This is a genomic window from Arthrobacter sp. H35-D1 (genome assembly GCF_030063185.1).
Classification (GTDB): Bacteria; Actinomycetota; Actinomycetes; order Actinomycetales; family Micrococcaceae; genus Specibacter.
Map to the genome: position 1 here is coordinate 356829 of NZ_JASISP010000001.1, position 14720 is coordinate 371548.

Here is a 14720-nt window from a genome sequence, read left to right on the forward strand (position 1 = left end):
CCATTGCGCCGTGGGAACATGTGGCAAGAGAACATGCCCCAGCGGAACAAGATCCCACGGAACCCTGTGGGTCGCCACCCGCGCGTGAAAAGTGGTTCTGCCCCTTTTCAGGCCCTTTTCGGGCCCTTATCCGATGCCGCAGTAATCCAGCAGCAGTTCGGCAAACATGGAGTTGGCCCAGGAAAACCACGGGCGGGTAAACTGCGCGGGATCGTCGGGGTCAAAACCCTCGTGCATGGTGGACGTGCCGCCGGTGGTGTCCCGCAGGCAGTGCAGCAACCGCAACTTTTCCGCCGCATCGGCAGTGGTGAGCCCTTGCACGGCCAGCGCAATGGGCCAGACGTAGCCCGGCGGCGTGTGCGGGCTGCCGACGCCAGCGGCGTGTGCGCCCGAATAATAGAACGGGTTCTCAGCACTCAGCACAAAGGCCCGCGTGGCCAAGTACAGCGGATCCCCCGGGTCAATCCCGCCCGTCAGCGGCAAGGACAGCAGGCTGGGCATGTTGGCGTCGTCCATCAGCAGGGTGCCGCCCAGCCCGTCCACCTCGTAGGCGTACATGTCGCCGTGGACAGGGTGCGTCACCACACCATGGGCCGCCACGCCGGCGCTGATTTCAACAGCCAAGGCGGCAGCTTCGGCGGCAAGTTCGGCATCGGAATACACCTCCGCGGCAATCTCGGCCAGCTGCCTCAGGGCGGCGGCGGCGAAGAGGTTGCCGGGAATGTTGAAGCTGTGGACGCACGCGTCGTCGCTGGGCCGGAAGCCTGCCCACGTCATGCCGGTAACGCCCGACGCCGGCCCCCTCCCCTCCCGCTGCAGCGTCTCGCTCGGCAGGTCCGTGTTGCGCTCAAAACGGTAACTGGAATTGGCTTCGTGGTCTTGTTCAAGACCCAACTGGTGCACGATCGTGCGCAACACCGCGTGCACGGCGCCGTCAAGCACATCGGTGCGGGAGGTCCGGCGCCACACAGCATGGGCCAGCCAGATGGGGAACGCCAAGGAATCCAGCTCATATTTACGCTCCCAGATCCACGGGTCATTGCACCCGTCATCCGGGTCGTAGGAAGCACCGTTCGCTTCCCGGTTGAACGCGTTCGCGTAGGAATCCTGGGCCAAATACTGGAACTGCCGCCGGCTCAGACCGGCCAGCACCTCGTACAGCTCGTCGCCGTCTGCGGAATCCAGAAACCGCAGGAACGGCAGCATTTGTGCGGAGGAATCACGCAGCCACATGGCCGGAATGTCCCCGGTAATGACGAAGGTGGTGCCGTCGGCTTCACGGGTCAGGGTGGTCTCAAGGGTGTTGCGCATGACGTCGTGGAAGATCGTGGCCAGGGCAGTGTCCCCCGTGCTGCTTTCAATCGCCGCAGCACAGTCGAGCAGCGGTTGCTTCAGGAACTCCCGGGCGCCCCATACCGTGCGGTCGTGGCTTTCATTTTCCATACTTTTCTCCTTTGCCGCGGAACACAACAGCTTATGCGCCACTGGGTGCGCCGTCCCACTAGACTTTCAGTGCAGCCCCCCGCCCTCTGCGTTTCTGGAAGGTTTCTGCCCATGCATGACAAACACGACCTGATCCAAAACCGGCTCAAGCGAGTCCTGGTTGAAAGGATCGTCCCGGCCATCCACACGCCCGTGTCCGCACTGACCCTGACGGCGTGGCAGGTGGAGGGCGGCCAAGGCGAACCCGTTGCCCCCTCAGTTGCCCTGCCCGGTTCCGGCACGCACGACGGCGGCACGCCAGCAGGCGGTCCGCCCACCAACGGCACGCCCACCAACGGTTCGCCCTCCCACAGCCCCGAGTATCTCCCGTTCGCCGTGGGCCAACAGTGGGGCCCGGCATGGGGCACCAGCTGGATTCACCTGACGGGCACGGTGCCTGCGAGCACGCAGGGCCACAAGGTGGAGCTCGTGGTGGACCTGGGCTTTAGCCAGTCGTGGCCAGGATTCCAGGCTGAGGGCCTCGTCTACCGTCCGGACGGGACGGCCATCAAAGCGCTGAACCCGCTCAACACCTGGCTGCCTGTCGCAGACAAGGCCGAAGGCGGCGAGAACATCGATCTCTATGTCGAGGCCGCTTCCAACCCGTTCGTCTTCACCGACAACCCTTTCGTCCCCACGCAGCTGGGCGAGAAGTCCACGGCAGGGGACGCGCCGCGCTACACCATGGCCCGGGCCGACATCAATATCTTCAACACCGAGGTGTGGGAACTCGTCCAAGACCTTGAAGTCCTCGACCAGCTCCAAAACGAGCTGGATCTGGGCAACCCGCGCCGCTGGGACATCCTCTATGCGCTGGAACGCGCGCTCGACGCCGTCGACCTCTCCGACATACCCGGCACGGCTCCCGCGGCCCGCGCGCAACTGGCCGAAGCCTTGGCGCAGCCTGCCAACGCCAGCGCCCACCAAATCACGGCCATTGGGCATGCCCACATTGACTCGGCGTGGCTCTGGCCCGTGCGGGAAACCGTGCGCAAGGTGGCCCGAACGACGTCGAACGTGGTGAATTTGCTCGAGCAGGATCCGGAGCTGCAGTTCGTCATGTCCTCGGCCCAGCAATATGAGTGGCTGAAGGAGCAGCGCCCGGAGGTGTTCGCGCGGGTCAACGAGGCCGTGGACGGAGGCCGCTTCATTCCAGTGGGCGGCATGTGGGTGGAGTCGGACACGAACATGGTGGGGTCGGAAGCCATGGCACGCCAGTTCACCTACGGCCAGCGCTTCTTCCGCGAGAACTTTGGGAGGGAATGCCAGGAGGTGTGGCTGCCGGACTCCTTTGGCTATTCCGCCGCGCTGCCGCAGATCGTCAAACTGGCAGGCGCCAAATGGTTCCTCACGCAGAAAATTTCCTGGAACACCGTGAACAAGTTCCCGCACCACACCTTCAACTGGGAAGGCATCGACGGCACCCGCGTGTTCACGCACTTCCCGCCGGCCGACACCTACAACTCCCAGCTCTCCGGCGCCGAGCTGGCGCACACAGTGCGAAACTTCCGTGACAAGGGCGCCGCAAGGAATTCGCTCATTCCGTTTGGCTGGGGCGACGGCGGAGGCGGACCCACGCGCGAAATGTTGGCGCGGGCGAAGCGCACGAAAAATCTGGAGGGCTCCCCGCAGGTCGCCATCGCCAGCCCGGCCGAGTTTTTCACGGCCGCCGAAGCCGAGTACCCCAACGCCCCCGTGTGGAAGGGCGAGCTGTACCTTGAACTGCATCGCGGAACCTACACCTCGCAGGCACTGACCAAGCGGGGCAACCGCCGCAGCGAACACCTGCTGCGCGAGGCCGAGCTGTGGAGCGCCACGGCCGCCGCGCGCTGCCTCATCGATTACCCGTACGCGGAGCTGGACCGGATCTGGAAGCTGGTGCTGCTGAACCAATTCCACGACATCCTGCCCGGCTCCGCCATCGCCTGGGTACACCGCGAAGCGGCGGAAAGCTACGCGCGGATTGCCGAGGAGCTGAACAAGATCATCGGAGAAGCAGTGGAAGCTCTCGCCCCCCTCGATCCCCGGTCGCTGCTGGAACCGGTGTCGGAGCGGGATTTCGATACGGTCCTGCACTTCAATGCCTCTCCCTATCCGCGCCGCGGGATCGCGCCGTTGAGCGCAGGCGTCCCGGAGCCAGAAACCACACTGGTGACGGTGGAGCGCGACGGAAGCGACGTCGTCGTACGCAATGGGCTCATCACTGTCCGCTTTGGCAAAGACGGCGTCATCAGCTCGATTGTGGACATTGCTGCCAACCGCGAGCTGGTTCCGGAGGGTCAGGGCGCCAACCTGCTGCAGCTGCACACCGACTTCCCCAACATGTGGGACGCATGGGACATTGACGAGTTCTACAGGAACACCGTCACGGACCTGCGCGAACTCGATTCGATGGACGTCACGATGCTGGGGAGCCAGCCTGAGATCACCATCAAGCGCAGTTTCAGGAAGTCGCACATCACCCAGCGCGTGCGGATTTCCCCGGACTCCAAGACCATCACCGTCTACAACGATGTTGACTGGCACGAGCAGGAAACGCTGCTCAAGGCCGCCTTCCCCCTGGACGTGCACGCCGACCACGCCCGTTTTGAGACCCAGTATGGGCACATCCAGCGCGCCACACATGAGAACACCTCGTGGGACAACGCCCGTTTTGAGGTGTGTGCGCACCGCTGGGTCCACGTGGGCGAGCCCGGCTTTGGTGCGGCCGTCATCAACGATTCCACCTATGGCCACGACGTTTCCCGCCACCCAGGCACCAACGGTTCGAGCTTCACCACTGTGCGCCTGTCGCTGCTGCGCGGGCCCCGCTTCCCGGACCCGGAGACGGACCAGGGACGGCACGAGTTCAGTTACGGACTGGTGGTGGGCGCGGACGTGGCTGATGCTGTGGCCGCCGGGTATGCGCTGAACCTGCCGTGGCGCGGCGTGCCGGGCGATTGGACCGGCGCCGCCATCCAGCCACTGGTGTCCACCAGCTCCGCCGCCGCCATCATTGAGGCAGTCAAATTGGCCGACGACCGCAGCGGCGACGTCATCGTGCGCCTGTACGAGCCGCTCGGCGCCCGCGCGTCGGTGACGTTGTCGGCGTCGTTCCCGGTGGCGGGCGTGCAGGAGAACAACCTCCTGGAACAGCCGTACGACGCCGGATCCCTCACCTTGGGTGCCGCCAAGGCCGATCCCGGTTCCAGCGCTGCCAGTTCCAGCGCTGCCGGCACGGGCGTTGCTGGCAACTGCCAAATCCACCTTGACCTGCGCCCCTTCCAAATCCTGACCTTGCGTTTGCAGAAAGGCAGCAAATGAACCTCCCCACCCCGGCCACCGGAGCCTCCACCCACCCGGCCCACACCGCTCCTGCCAGAAAAAGTCCCCTGCGCTGGGGTGTGAACTACACGCCCAGTGAGGGCTGGTTCCACTCGTGGCAGGACTTTGATGTTGACGCCGTGCGCTCCGATTTCGAATCAATTGCCAAGTTGGGCCTTGACCATGTGCGCATCTTCCCGCTGTGGCCGCTGATCCAGCCCAACAGGTCGCTGATCCGCCCCGCCGGCATTGCCGATGTGGGCCGCGTGGTGGACGCGGCCGCCGGATTTGGCCTTGACGTTTCCGTGGACGGCTTGCAAGGCCATCTTTCAAGCTTCGACTTTCTGCCGTCGTGGATCACAAGCTGGCACCGTCGCAACATGTACACGGACCCGCAAGTGGTGGAAGCCGAGGCGCAGCTGATTGCGGCGCTGGCGGCCGAGGTCACCTTGCGCCCCAATGTGCTGGGCATGACGGTGGGCAATGAGACTAACCAGTTCGCCGTTACCCGGCACCCCGACCAGCAGGTGACGTCACCGGCGGAAATGGGCGAATGGCTCAAAACCCTACTGGCAGCAGCCCGCAAGGTCTGGCCCACAGGCATGCACCAGCACAGCTTCGATGACAACGCCTGGTTCGTGGACAGTTGCCCCGTCACACCGGCGCACGCGGTCAGCCTGGGCGATGTGACAACCGTGCATTCCTGGGTTTTCGTGGCCGTGGCGCATTTGTTCCCGCAAGGCCACCCCGCCCGCACGCTCTTTGCCGACTACCTCGTGCAGCTGGCCGACGCCTACTCCAACGACCCCGCCCGGCCCATCTGGCTGCAGGAAATTGGCGCCCCACATCCGGCCGTACCGTTCGACGGCGCCGCCGACTTCTTGGAGCAGAGCCTGCTCCCCGTCCTTGACACCCCGAATTTGTGGGGCGTCACGTGGTGGTGCTCGCACGATGTCAGCCGCAAGCTGGCCGACTTCCCGGAGCTGGAATACACCTTGGGGTTGCTGGATTCCGAGCGCCGCCCCAAGCCTGCCGGGAAGCGGCTGGCCGAGCTGATTGCCGCAGAGAAGGCCAACCCCACGGCGCCCGTCCAGCGCAGCACGGCCCTCTCCTTTGACCCGGGCAACGAAGCCACAGGCGAGGGCCGCTCGGTGGCCGATCCCTCCGGCTCGCTGTTCCCTGCCTGGCTGGAGCTGGCTGCGGCGGGGCAGAAGCCCGCCCTGGTGCGTGCATCCAAAACGTCCGACGCCGGTTACCTCGCCGCCCGCGGAATCACCGACGTGCGCGGCCAGACAGAAGCACGGTGAGCACCATGTGGGATGACGTAAAGCCCACGAATTCGGAACAAGGGTGGGAGCCACTGCCGGAGAACGGCTGGTTTGCACTGATGGCGTGGGTCGCCGGGCCAGCGAACGTCGGCCGTGCCGCGCAGTCCGACGAAGGCAGGGCCGTGCGTGTTGTGCACGTCCATGACGGCGTGGAACCCCGCACCGTGGAGCCCTTCGCTGAGGGGGACCGGCGCAGCGTGGACGAGTCCGTGAACGAGTTTCTGCTCGAGGCGGGGGTTCCTGCACGGCCGGCCGGATTTGACTGGTTCATGCGCATCCCCGAGGGGTGGCCGGCAGGGCTCTCCGTGGCTGACGAGCTGAGTTCACAGATCACCCGCAGTTGGGAGAACGACACCCATCCGGAGGCACTCCTGCCCTTGTTTGAGCGCGCCGTGCAAGCTTTTTACGCAGACGCCCCGGCCTAAGACGCGGCACAGCACACTTGGCACCCTTGGCTCCGGGCTGGCCCTAGCCGCAACTACTACTGCCGAGTAGCATCGAATCAATACGGGTTTCGCTCCAAGCCGGCCGTGGCAGTGCCCACGCCGCCGGCGGAAATGAGGAAGTCATGAGTCACGATGCAGCTGTCGGAAATGTCCAGTCTGGCGCTGGCAATGCCCCAGCCAACGCCACTCCCACTGACAAAAAAGTTACGGCCGAGGATGCCAGAAACGCCGCCGAGGCAGCCAGGGAAACTGTTTGGGAGCGGCCCAGCTTCGCCAAAGGCCTGTATCTGGGCGCTTTTGACGTCGATTTGATTCACCCCCATCCGCAGCCCTCCGCCAAGGACACCGAACGCGGCGATGCCTTCCTGGAGAAGGTTGAGGCGTATGCCAAGTCCTTGGATGGTGCCCGGGTGGAGCGGGAGGCGAAAATTCCCGACGAATACTTGGCCGGTCTGGCTGAACTGGGCGTGTTCGGCATGAAGATTCCCGAGGAGTATGGCGGCCTGGGACTGAACCTGACGTACTACGGGCGGGCACTTGCCATCCTGGGCAGCGTCCATCCTGCTTTTGGAGCCTTGGTCTCGGCCCATCAGTCCATCGGCGTCCCGGAACCCGTAAAGGTTTTTGGTACAACTGAACAAAAACAAAAGTACCTGCCCCGCTGTGCCGCCGGGGCCGTTACGGCTTTTCTGCTGACAGAACCGGATGTGGGTTCGGATCCGGCCCGGATGGGCTGCCAGGCAGTTCCCTCCGAGGACGGCTCGGAATACCTTGTGGATGGCGTGAAGCTGTGGACCACCAACGGCGTCATCGCCGAACTGGTGGTGGTCATGGCGCTGGTGCCTTCCCGCGGACTGGATGCGGCAGGACGCAAGACCGGCGGCATCACGGCTTTTGTGGTGGAAGCGGACTCCCCCGGCATCACCGTTGAAAACCGCAACGAGTTCATGGGCCTGCGCGGCATTGAAAACGGCGTGACACGCTTCCACCAGGTGCGTGTTCCTGCGGAAAACCGTTTGGGGCGCGAAGGCCAGGGCCTGAAAATCGCCCTGACAACGTTGAACACGGGACGCTTGTCCATCCCGGCCATGGCGGCAGGGGCCGGAAAGTGGTCGCTGAAGATCGCCCGTGAATGGTCCAATGCCCGCACCCAGTGGGGACTGCCAGTGGGCCAGCATGAGGCGGTGGGCAAGAAATTGGCTTTCATGGCTGCCACGGCCTTTGCCCTGGAGGCAGTTTTTGAGCTCTCCGCGGCCCTGGCCGACGCCGGCATGAAGGACGTGCGCATCGAAGCCGCCCTCGCCAAGTTGTGGTCCTCGGAGTTCTCCTACAAGTGCGCCGACGAGCTCGTCCAGATCCGCGGTGGACGCGGCTATGAGAGCGCAGCCTCGCTGGCCGCCCGTGGAGAGCGCGCAGTTCCCGCCGAACAACTCCTGCGGGACCTGCGCATCAACCGGATCTTTGAAGGATCCACCGAAATCATGCACCTGCTCATTGCTCGCGAGGCCGTTGACGCCCACCTTGCTGCCGCAGGCGATTTGGCATCCAACACGGCAACCTTGGCGGAAAAGTCGAAGGCGGCCGTGGATGCCAGCGGGTTCTACGCAAAGTGGCTGCCGAAGCTGGTGGTGGGCAAGGGCATTGACCCGCGGTCCTACAACGACTTCGGCCCGCTTGCCAAGCACCTGCGATTTGTGGAGCGTGAATCCCGCAAGCTCGCCCGACAAACGTTTTACGCCATGGGCCGGTGGCAGGGAAAACTTGAATACAAGCAGGCTTTTCTGGGTCGGATCGTTGATATCGGCGCAGAGCTATTTGCCATTTCAGCCTGCTGCTCCCGGGCCGAAATGCTCCGGCTCAAGGACCCGCACCAGGGCCGGTCGGCGCAAAAACTTGCCGACGCGTTCGCGTGTCAGTCACGCCTTCGGGTGGCGACGTTGTTTGGCGAGTTGTGGGACAACACCGACAGCTCGGACGCATCGCTGAGCAAGGAATTGCTCGCCGGGAACTTTGTTTGGCTTGAAGATGGCGTGCTGGACCCCTCCGAAGGAACGGGTCCGTGGATCGCCGACGCAGCCCCCGGCCCGTCCACCCATGAAAACTTGCACCGCAAATACCGCTGACCGCTCGGCTGCATGACAGCTTGACCGCCCGGCTGCATGGCGGCTCGAAGCGCGAAATCCCCGCAGCGCCATGCGCTGCGGGGATTTGGCGGTTTTACAAACCAGCTGTCTTAGCCGTCGGTCTTCACGATGTACACATCGCAGGGTGCGTTGTGTGAAACGGCGTTGGCCACCGAGCCAAGGACGCGGCTCAAGCCCTGCATGCGGACGTTGCCCACAACAATCAGTTTTGCCTTGAGCTTGTTTGCTTCTTCAAGCAGCACCTCGGCGGGCTTGCCCAGCGCGGAGGAGTACTCGGTCTTGACACCGCTGATCTTCAGTTCCTCGGCAACCCGCTGGGCAACCCGCTCGGCCTCGTCGGCGGTGGACAGGAACCATTCGTCGTTGCCGATGGTGACCTTTTCCGTCTTGTCTTCGCCAAACGCGGTAACAACGCGCAGGGTGTACCCCATGGCCTTGGCCAAGTCCGCCGCCACCTTGGCAGCCTTCATGGAAGTTGAGTTGCCGTCAACGCCGACAATGATGATTCCCGCCATTTTTTCATCCTTTTTTTGTGCCGCGACACCGGCGCTTCACACCCCGGCATCATTCTTGTCCCCCACTTTAGTCACAAAAGCTCACATTTGGGCGGGAACGTGCGCGATCTTACCCACCTGTTACGTCTGCCCCGGAGATGTGTCTGCGGATGAGTCTTGGGAAACGGCGTCGGCAAGGAGCTCCAGCACATGCCGGTAGTCCTCTCCCGTGGCCCGGCTCATGCCCAGCTCGCACGTCCTGTTGCAGGACGCATGCGCGCGAGCCTCCATGGCGGCCACGTCGCGCGCTTGGTCCGCAGTGGCCGAGGCCGTCAGCTCCGGATGCAGCATGCCGCGATCCCCGGCAAAACCGCAGCAGCCCCAGTGCTCCGGCACCAACACCGTCTCCGCCACGGCCGAGGCCACCTGTTCGAGGGCCGGGCTTAGCCCGAGCCGCACCGAGGAGCAGGTGGGGTGCAAGGCCAGCGACTCCAGCCGTGCCCATTCCCCGCCCAGCAGCGGCAGCAGGCGATCGGCCGTAAATTGCACGGCGTCAAGAACCCGCAGCGGCGTTTGCCCGGGCTCCGGCACTTCGCTTTCAATGGTGTGCAGCAGGCCTTCGGTGCAGCTTGAGGCGTCGCAAATGATCTCCAGCTCGCCGTCCCGCGTGGCCTCCCGGAGCAGTTTCAACGTCCGTGCGTGCATGTCCGCCAGCCCCGCGGCCATCCCCTTGGACGACCACGGCGTCCCGCAGCACGCACTCTCGATGCCCTCCGGCACCAACAAGTGCACTCCGGCCTTCGCACACAGCTGCTCAAAGCTCGCCTGCACTCCGGCCGACCCCGCCTCGGCCGGGCCAAACATCACGTTCACGCAGGCGGGGAAATACACGGCCGCCGCTTCCCCGGCAGGTGCCGGCCGGCGTCGGACTTTCCCACCTGCGGGAAGCTCGGGTGAATACAGTGGCAGTGTGTCGTGGCCCAGCACCTTCCGGCCCGCCTTGTTTGCGGCAAGCACGACGCCGGCCGGCACCTTGGCGGCGGCGTCCAGGGCCAGCCCGGCCCCCTTTGTGACGGCGCCCCAATGCTTGGCGGCAGTCCCCCACATGGCGTTTTCGACCATCCCGGCCGCCTCGGTGCGGAGGTTGCGCACCAGCGTGCCGGTGTTGATGTCCACGGGGCAGGCGGTTTGGCACATGCCGTCCACGGCGCAGGTGTCCACCCCGGCGTAGTCGTAGTCGGCGGCCATCTCGTCCGCGAGCGCCGTGTCCCCGTCGAGCCGGGCCGCTGCCATGTCGCGCAGGGTGACGATGCGCTGGCGCGGGGTCAGCGTCAGGTTCTTGCTGGGGCACACGGGTTCGCAGTAGCCGCAGGACACGCAGCGGTCCACTTCCGGATCGACTTCCGGAGGCGCAGTCTTTATGTGGCGCAAGTGTGCCACAGGATCGTCGTCGAGGAGAACGCCCGGATTCAACATGCCTTCCGGATCGCACAACGCCTTGATGCGGCGCATCACCTCATAGAGTTCATCCCCGTATTGGCGGCGCACGAACGGCGCCATGACCCGCCCCGTGCCGTGTTCGGCCTTCAGCGATCCGCCCTCGCCGAGCACCACCTCCACCATGTCCTCGGTGAAGGCGGCATAGCGGTCCAGCTCCTCGGCGCTGGCGAACTTGTCGGTGAGCATGAAGTGGATGTTGCCGTCCTTGGCGTGCCCAAAGGTGACGGAATTTTCGTAGCTGTACTTCTCAAACAACGCGCTCAGCTCCAGGCAGGTGCGCGCCAGTGCCGGGACCGGGACCACCACATCCTCCAGCAGTGCCGTGGTGCCCAGCGGGCGGGCTCCCGCCACGGCCGTGTACAGGCCCTTGCGCAGGTGCCACAGCTCGGCGCGGACGGTGGCGTCGGAGCTGAACTCCGCAGGTGCGTCCAGCCCCAGCGTGCCGGCGAGCGCCACGGCGTCGGCGTTGAGCCCGGCCAGTTCCTCCTGGTTGCCCGTCTGGTATTCCACGAGCAGCGCCGCATGGTTGCGCACTTGCAAATCACGCACCACCCCGGGCACCTGGCTCAGCCCCTGCCCCACCTTCAGCGAAAGGGAGTCGAGCAGTTCCACCGTGGCGGCGCCGCTGTCCACCAGGGCCGGCAGTGCAGTGTTGGCCGCGTGCAAGTCCTTGAAGACCAGCAGCCCGGCTGTGGCGTGGGCCAGCCGGGGAATGGTTTTGAAGACGGCTTCGGCCACGAACCCCAGCGTGCCTTCGCTGCCCACGATGAGGTGGGCCAGGATGTCCACGGGGTTCGCGAAGTCCAGCAGCGAGTTCAGCCCGTAGCCCATGGTGTTCTTCATGGCGAACTGGCGTTCGATCGTTGCGCGCGACGCCGGATTGCTGCGCACCCTTTCGGCGAGCCCGGCCAAGCCCAGGAAGAGTTCGGGTTCAAGCAAGCGCAGCCGGGCAGCGGCGTCCGGTGCGCCGGTGTCCAAGACGGTGCCGCTGGGCAACACGAGGGTCAACGATTCAAGGGTGCGGTAGGCGTTGTCGGTGATCCCGCAGGCCATGCCGGAGGAGTTGTTGGCCACCACGCCGCCAATCGTGCAGGCCACCTCGCTGGCGGGGTCGGGTCCGAACTTGCGCCCGTACCGCAGCAGCCGCGCGTTTACGTCCCGCACCGTGACGCCCGGCTGCACGCGGATCCGGGCTCCGCCGTCGAGCACTTCAAGTGACCGGAAGTGCTTGCGCACATCCGCCAGCAGTCCTCCGCTGACGGCCTGCCCACTGAGGCTGGTCCCGCCGGAGCGCAGGGTCAGCGGCAGCCCGCGTTCGGCGCTGACCCGCATGAGCTGGGCGACTTCGGCGGCACTTGAGGGGACGGCCACTGCTTGGGGGATAAGCAGGAAGTGCGAGGCATCGTGGGCATTGGCGTGGCGGTCGAGGGCTCGGGTGAGGGTTTGCGAGGGGTTGGCCATGGCTCCGGCAACGTCCGCCAGGGTCCGGCCGGCCAATGCCTTCTTTTGACCCGGTGTTTGGCGTGCCTGACTCGACATTGCGGCCCCTTTTTCGTGGTGGTCCATCCCGGTGCTGATCCAGAATTATTTTTATCTCCGGTGCATGCCAAGTCTTGTTGGCATCATGGCGCAAAGCAAGACACGGGTCTGCCGGGCCCCACCGTGCGTGCCCGTGAGATTGCACCGCCGCCCCCACCAACAGCGCACATTGTCCTATGCTGGAGCCATCATCCTCAGCAACGTTGGGACCCCCATGACTATCTCCACGGCAGACCTGTACGACGAGCACGGGCCAGAACTGTCCTCGGTTTCCCTGCAATTTCGCGATTTTGGTGCCGTGGCAGCCTTTGCCGGCCCGGCTCGGACCGTCAAATGCCTCGCGGACAACCAGCTGGTGAAATCCCTGCTGGCCACCCCGGGCAAAGGCGCCGTTCTGGTGATCGACGGCGGAGGCTGGCTGGGAAACGCACTTATGGGGGACATGATCGCCCAGTCGGCCGTGGACAACGGCTGGTCGGGAGTGATCATCAACGGCGCCATCCGCGACAGCGTGGCCATGGCGGGGCTGCCACTCGGCGTGAAGGCTCTCGGCACCAATCCCGCCAAGAGCTCCAAGGAAGGCCTCGGCAACGTTGACGTTCCCGTCCAACTCGGCGACGTCACCATCCACCCCGGCGACATGATCCATGCGGACGGCGACGGAATCCTCGTGGGCACGCGGGAGTAGGCGGCACACGCGATTGGGTGGTGCCGGGGACGGCCGCCATCCGGGTTCAGGCCCCATCGAAGGTCATGCTACATCGCAGGTCAGGCGCGGAAGTTGGCGGGGCCGCGGAGTGGTTCCAGCAGCGCCTTCTTCTCAGGTGCCAACCGGACCAGGGTGCCGCTGGGCTCGTGGAAGAACGCCAATACAGTTTCGGCAATGACGCACTTGGTCGCTGTGACGGGATCAAAGATGGCGTAGGCCACGGTAAAGCTGGCTCCCTTCACTGCGCTGATCCAGACTCGTACGTCGGCGGCCACATTGCGGTAGTTCAACGGTGCCAGATACCTGACCCGGTGCTCTACCACCAATGCCTGCACGTCCGCGTCCAGCTCGGAAAAGATGGGGTTTGCAGCCGCAATGCCGGGCAGCCCGGTCCCGGCAGGCGGACCGAACGCATGCACACGGGCCTCCTCAAGGATTCGCAGCACTTCCACATTGTTGATGTGCCCGTAGGCATCCATGTCTCCCCAGCGCATGGGGACTTGCAGCGCAAGGCGCCGGCCGCCGTCGTACTCTTCTTGCTGCACGGACATCAATATCCTTCACTTTTTCGCATGTTGTGTTCGGTATGTTGTGTTCGGCAAGTCGTGTCCACGGAGGAGCGACCATTCGCGCTTCAGGATGGCGTAGTGGCGCAACGTGATCCATTCGCCCTTGCTCCAGTCCGCTTCGACGAATGTTGCTTCCAGGCGCATGCCCAGGCGTGTCATGAGGGCCGCGGACTTGTTGTTTCGGGCATCGCAAATCCCCTCCACCCTGTGCCAGCTGAAGTGCTCGAAGGCCATGTCCAGCGCCGCTGTGCAGGCGGCAAAGGCGACGCCCTGCCCTTGGACGTCGGAGCTGAAGACAAAGCCGATTTCACCGCGCTGCCAATTTTCCGCGTCCCACTTCAACACAACCTCCCCCACCACTTCAGCCGAGGGTCCGTGTTCCACTGCCAGGTCCAGCCACTGGCCGGGGGTGGTGAAATTCTGTTGCGACACCATGGCAGAGACGCTCAGTTCGGTGTCCGCCATGGCTTGCGGCGGATGCGGCAGGTAACGTGCCACCTCCGGCAGCGACCTGTAGGCGTTCACGGCCCGCACGTCGGCCGGGAGAATGGGGCGTAGCCGAACGCCGTCGGCCTTGTAGGGGTAGGCCGGTTGTGCTGGGACGGGAATGTCTGGCACATCGGAGGGCATGTTCAGATACTAGTGCGAAATTGCAGCCTCGCCCTGCCGGACGCCTTGGGGAGGTGTTCGAATTCTAGCGGGAAACGGTCAGAGTCCTTGGATAGCATGGGCCCATGCCTGCCCTACCCACAACCCGACGCCGCGTGGAACTTGTCCTCATACCCCTGGTTGCCGCTTTTTGCATGGCCTTCATCATCGGGGCCATCGTGCTTGATCGCGACGGCGGCACCTGCCCCACAGCCAATTGGAACAACCGACTGTCGCTGTCCCTGGCCGGGAGCCAGAGCACCAGTGCCAATGCAGCAGCTGTCACCGCGTGCACCGGCACCGACTGCGTTCCCCAAACGCCGACGTTCGCGAAGGCATCAACCCACGGTACCCGGGTCCTCACGCAGCAAGAGGACGGCTCGTGGGTGCTGATGGTCGGCGCACAGCCGCCCAAGGCACTCAGCTTCAGGGTCTACGACCAAAACGGCAAGGTCCTGGCAGCCCAAACCACAGCACTGAACTGGACCCGGGTGTCCGGCAATGAACGCTGCGGCGGCCGCATGGCAGGCATCAACGTGGTCCTGGACATGCCCTAAT

At 64.6% G+C, this 14720-nt stretch carries 11 protein-coding genes; 6 read left to right on the plus strand and 5 right to left on the minus strand.

Annotation, left to right across the window (positions count from 1 at the left end; genetic code table 11):
- Positions 1 to 126: 126 nt before the first annotated feature.
- Positions 127 to 1443 carry a glycoside hydrolase family 125 protein gene (locus tag QMG25_RS01700; RefSeq protein WP_283456649.1) on the minus strand — a complete coding sequence of 439 codons (1317 nt, stop codon included), beginning with the start codon at positions 1441 to 1443 and terminating at the stop codon, positions 127 to 129.
- A 111-nt stretch (positions 1444 to 1554) separates the two neighbouring features.
- Here QMG25_RS01700 and QMG25_RS01705 point away from each other — a divergent pair, with 111 nt between their 5' ends.
- The 4 genes from QMG25_RS01705 (at position 1555) to QMG25_RS01720 (ending at position 8682) form a co-directional block, all read left to right on the plus strand.
- Positions 1555 to 4785 carry an alpha-mannosidase gene (locus QMG25_RS01705; RefSeq protein WP_283456650.1) on the plus strand — a complete coding sequence of 1077 codons (3231 nt, stop codon included), beginning with the start codon at positions 1555 to 1557 and terminating at the stop codon, positions 4783 to 4785.
- Positions 4782 to 6092, plus strand: a complete 1311-nt coding sequence (locus QMG25_RS01710) for a glycoside hydrolase 5 family protein (protein WP_283456652.1) — start codon at positions 4782 to 4784, stop codon at positions 6090 to 6092. The genes QMG25_RS01705 and QMG25_RS01710 overlap by 4 nt, the downstream gene beginning before the upstream one ends.
- Positions 6093 to 6097: 5 nt before the next feature.
- On the plus strand, positions 6098 to 6538 hold the full coding sequence (locus tag QMG25_RS01715) for a DUF5956 family protein (protein ID WP_283456654.1): 441 nt from the start codon (positions 6098 to 6100) through the stop codon (positions 6536 to 6538).
- A 143-nt stretch (positions 6539 to 6681) separates the two neighbouring features.
- Positions 6682 to 8682 (plus strand): acyl-CoA dehydrogenase family protein, encoded by a 2001-nt coding sequence (locus tag QMG25_RS01720; protein WP_283456656.1) that lies wholly within the window; start codon positions 6682 to 6684, stop codon positions 8680 to 8682.
- 110 nt (positions 8683 to 8792) lie between these two features.
- On the opposite strand, the gene QMG25_RS01725 is transcribed toward QMG25_RS01720, so the two are convergent.
- A complete protein-coding gene (locus QMG25_RS01725) occupies positions 8793 to 9218 on the minus strand; it encodes a universal stress protein (protein WP_283456658.1) in 426 nt (141 codons plus the stop codon).
- Between the two features lie 120 nt (positions 9219 to 9338).
- Positions 9339 to 12236: an FAD-binding and (Fe-S)-binding domain-containing protein gene (locus QMG25_RS01730; protein ID WP_502866324.1), complete on the minus strand. Its 2898-nt coding sequence runs from the start codon at positions 12234 to 12236 to the stop codon at positions 9339 to 9341.
- Positions 12237 to 12450: 214 nt separating this feature from the next.
- Between QMG25_RS01730 and rraA the strand changes: the two genes are divergently transcribed.
- Positions 12451 to 12924, plus strand: a complete 474-nt coding sequence (gene rraA / locus QMG25_RS01735) for a ribonuclease E activity regulator RraA (RefSeq protein ID WP_283456660.1) — start codon at positions 12451 to 12453, stop codon at positions 12922 to 12924.
- Positions 12925 to 13004: 80 nt separating this feature from the next.
- Here rraA and QMG25_RS01740 read toward each other — a convergent pair whose 3' ends face one another.
- Positions 13005 to 13496, minus strand: coding sequence for an acyl-CoA thioesterase (locus QMG25_RS01740; protein ID WP_283456662.1), 492 nt, complete (start codon positions 13494 to 13496; stop codon positions 13005 to 13007).
- Positions 13497 to 13505: 9 nt separating this feature from the next.
- On the minus strand, positions 13506 to 14144 hold the full coding sequence (locus tag QMG25_RS01745; protein WP_283456664.1) for a GNAT family N-acetyltransferase: 639 nt from the start codon (positions 14142 to 14144) through the stop codon (positions 13506 to 13508).
- 104 nt (positions 14145 to 14248) lie between these two features.
- On the opposite strand from QMG25_RS01745, the gene QMG25_RS01750 reads away from it, so the two are divergent.
- Positions 14249 to 14719 carry a hypothetical protein gene (locus QMG25_RS01750; protein WP_283456667.1) on the plus strand — a complete coding sequence of 157 codons (471 nt, stop codon included), beginning with the start codon at positions 14249 to 14251 and terminating at the stop codon, positions 14717 to 14719.
- Position 14720: the final 1 nt, after the last annotated feature.

Bases quoted from the DNA above. Each gene is read 5' to 3' on its own strand.
- QMG25_RS01700 (WP_283456649.1), bottom strand. From the start codon at position 1,443: ATGGAAAATGAAAGCCACGACCGCACGGTATGGGGCGCCCGGGAGTTC.
- QMG25_RS01705 (WP_283456650.1), top strand. From the start codon at position 1,555: ATGCATGACAAACACGACCTGATCCAAAACCGGCTCAAGCGAGTCCTG.
- QMG25_RS01710 (WP_283456652.1), top strand. From the start codon at position 4,782: ATGAACCTCCCCACCCCGGCCACCGGAGCCTCCACCCACCCGGCCCAC.
- QMG25_RS01715 (WP_283456654.1), top strand. From the start codon at position 6,098: ATGTGGGATGACGTAAAGCCCACGAATTCGGAACAAGGGTGGGAGCCA.
- QMG25_RS01720 (WP_283456656.1), top strand. From the start codon at position 6,682: ATGAGTCACGATGCAGCTGTCGGAAATGTCCAGTCTGGCGCTGGCAAT.
- QMG25_RS01725 (WP_283456658.1), bottom strand. From the start codon at position 9,218: ATGGCGGGAATCATCATTGTCGGCGTTGACGGCAACTCAACTTCCATG.
- QMG25_RS01730 (WP_502866324.1), bottom strand. From the start codon at position 12,236: ATGTCGAGTCAGGCACGCCAAACACCGGGTCAAAAGAAGGCATTGGCC.
- rraA (WP_283456660.1), top strand. From the start codon at position 12,451: ATGACTATCTCCACGGCAGACCTGTACGACGAGCACGGGCCAGAACTG.
- QMG25_RS01740 (WP_283456662.1), bottom strand. From the start codon at position 13,496: ATGTCCGTGCAGCAAGAAGAGTACGACGGCGGCCGGCGCCTTGCGCTG.
- QMG25_RS01745 (WP_283456664.1), bottom strand. From the start codon at position 14,144: ATGCCCTCCGATGTGCCAGACATTCCCGTCCCAGCACAACCGGCCTAC.
- QMG25_RS01750 (WP_283456667.1), top strand. From the start codon at position 14,249: ATGCCTGCCCTACCCACAACCCGACGCCGCGTGGAACTTGTCCTCATA.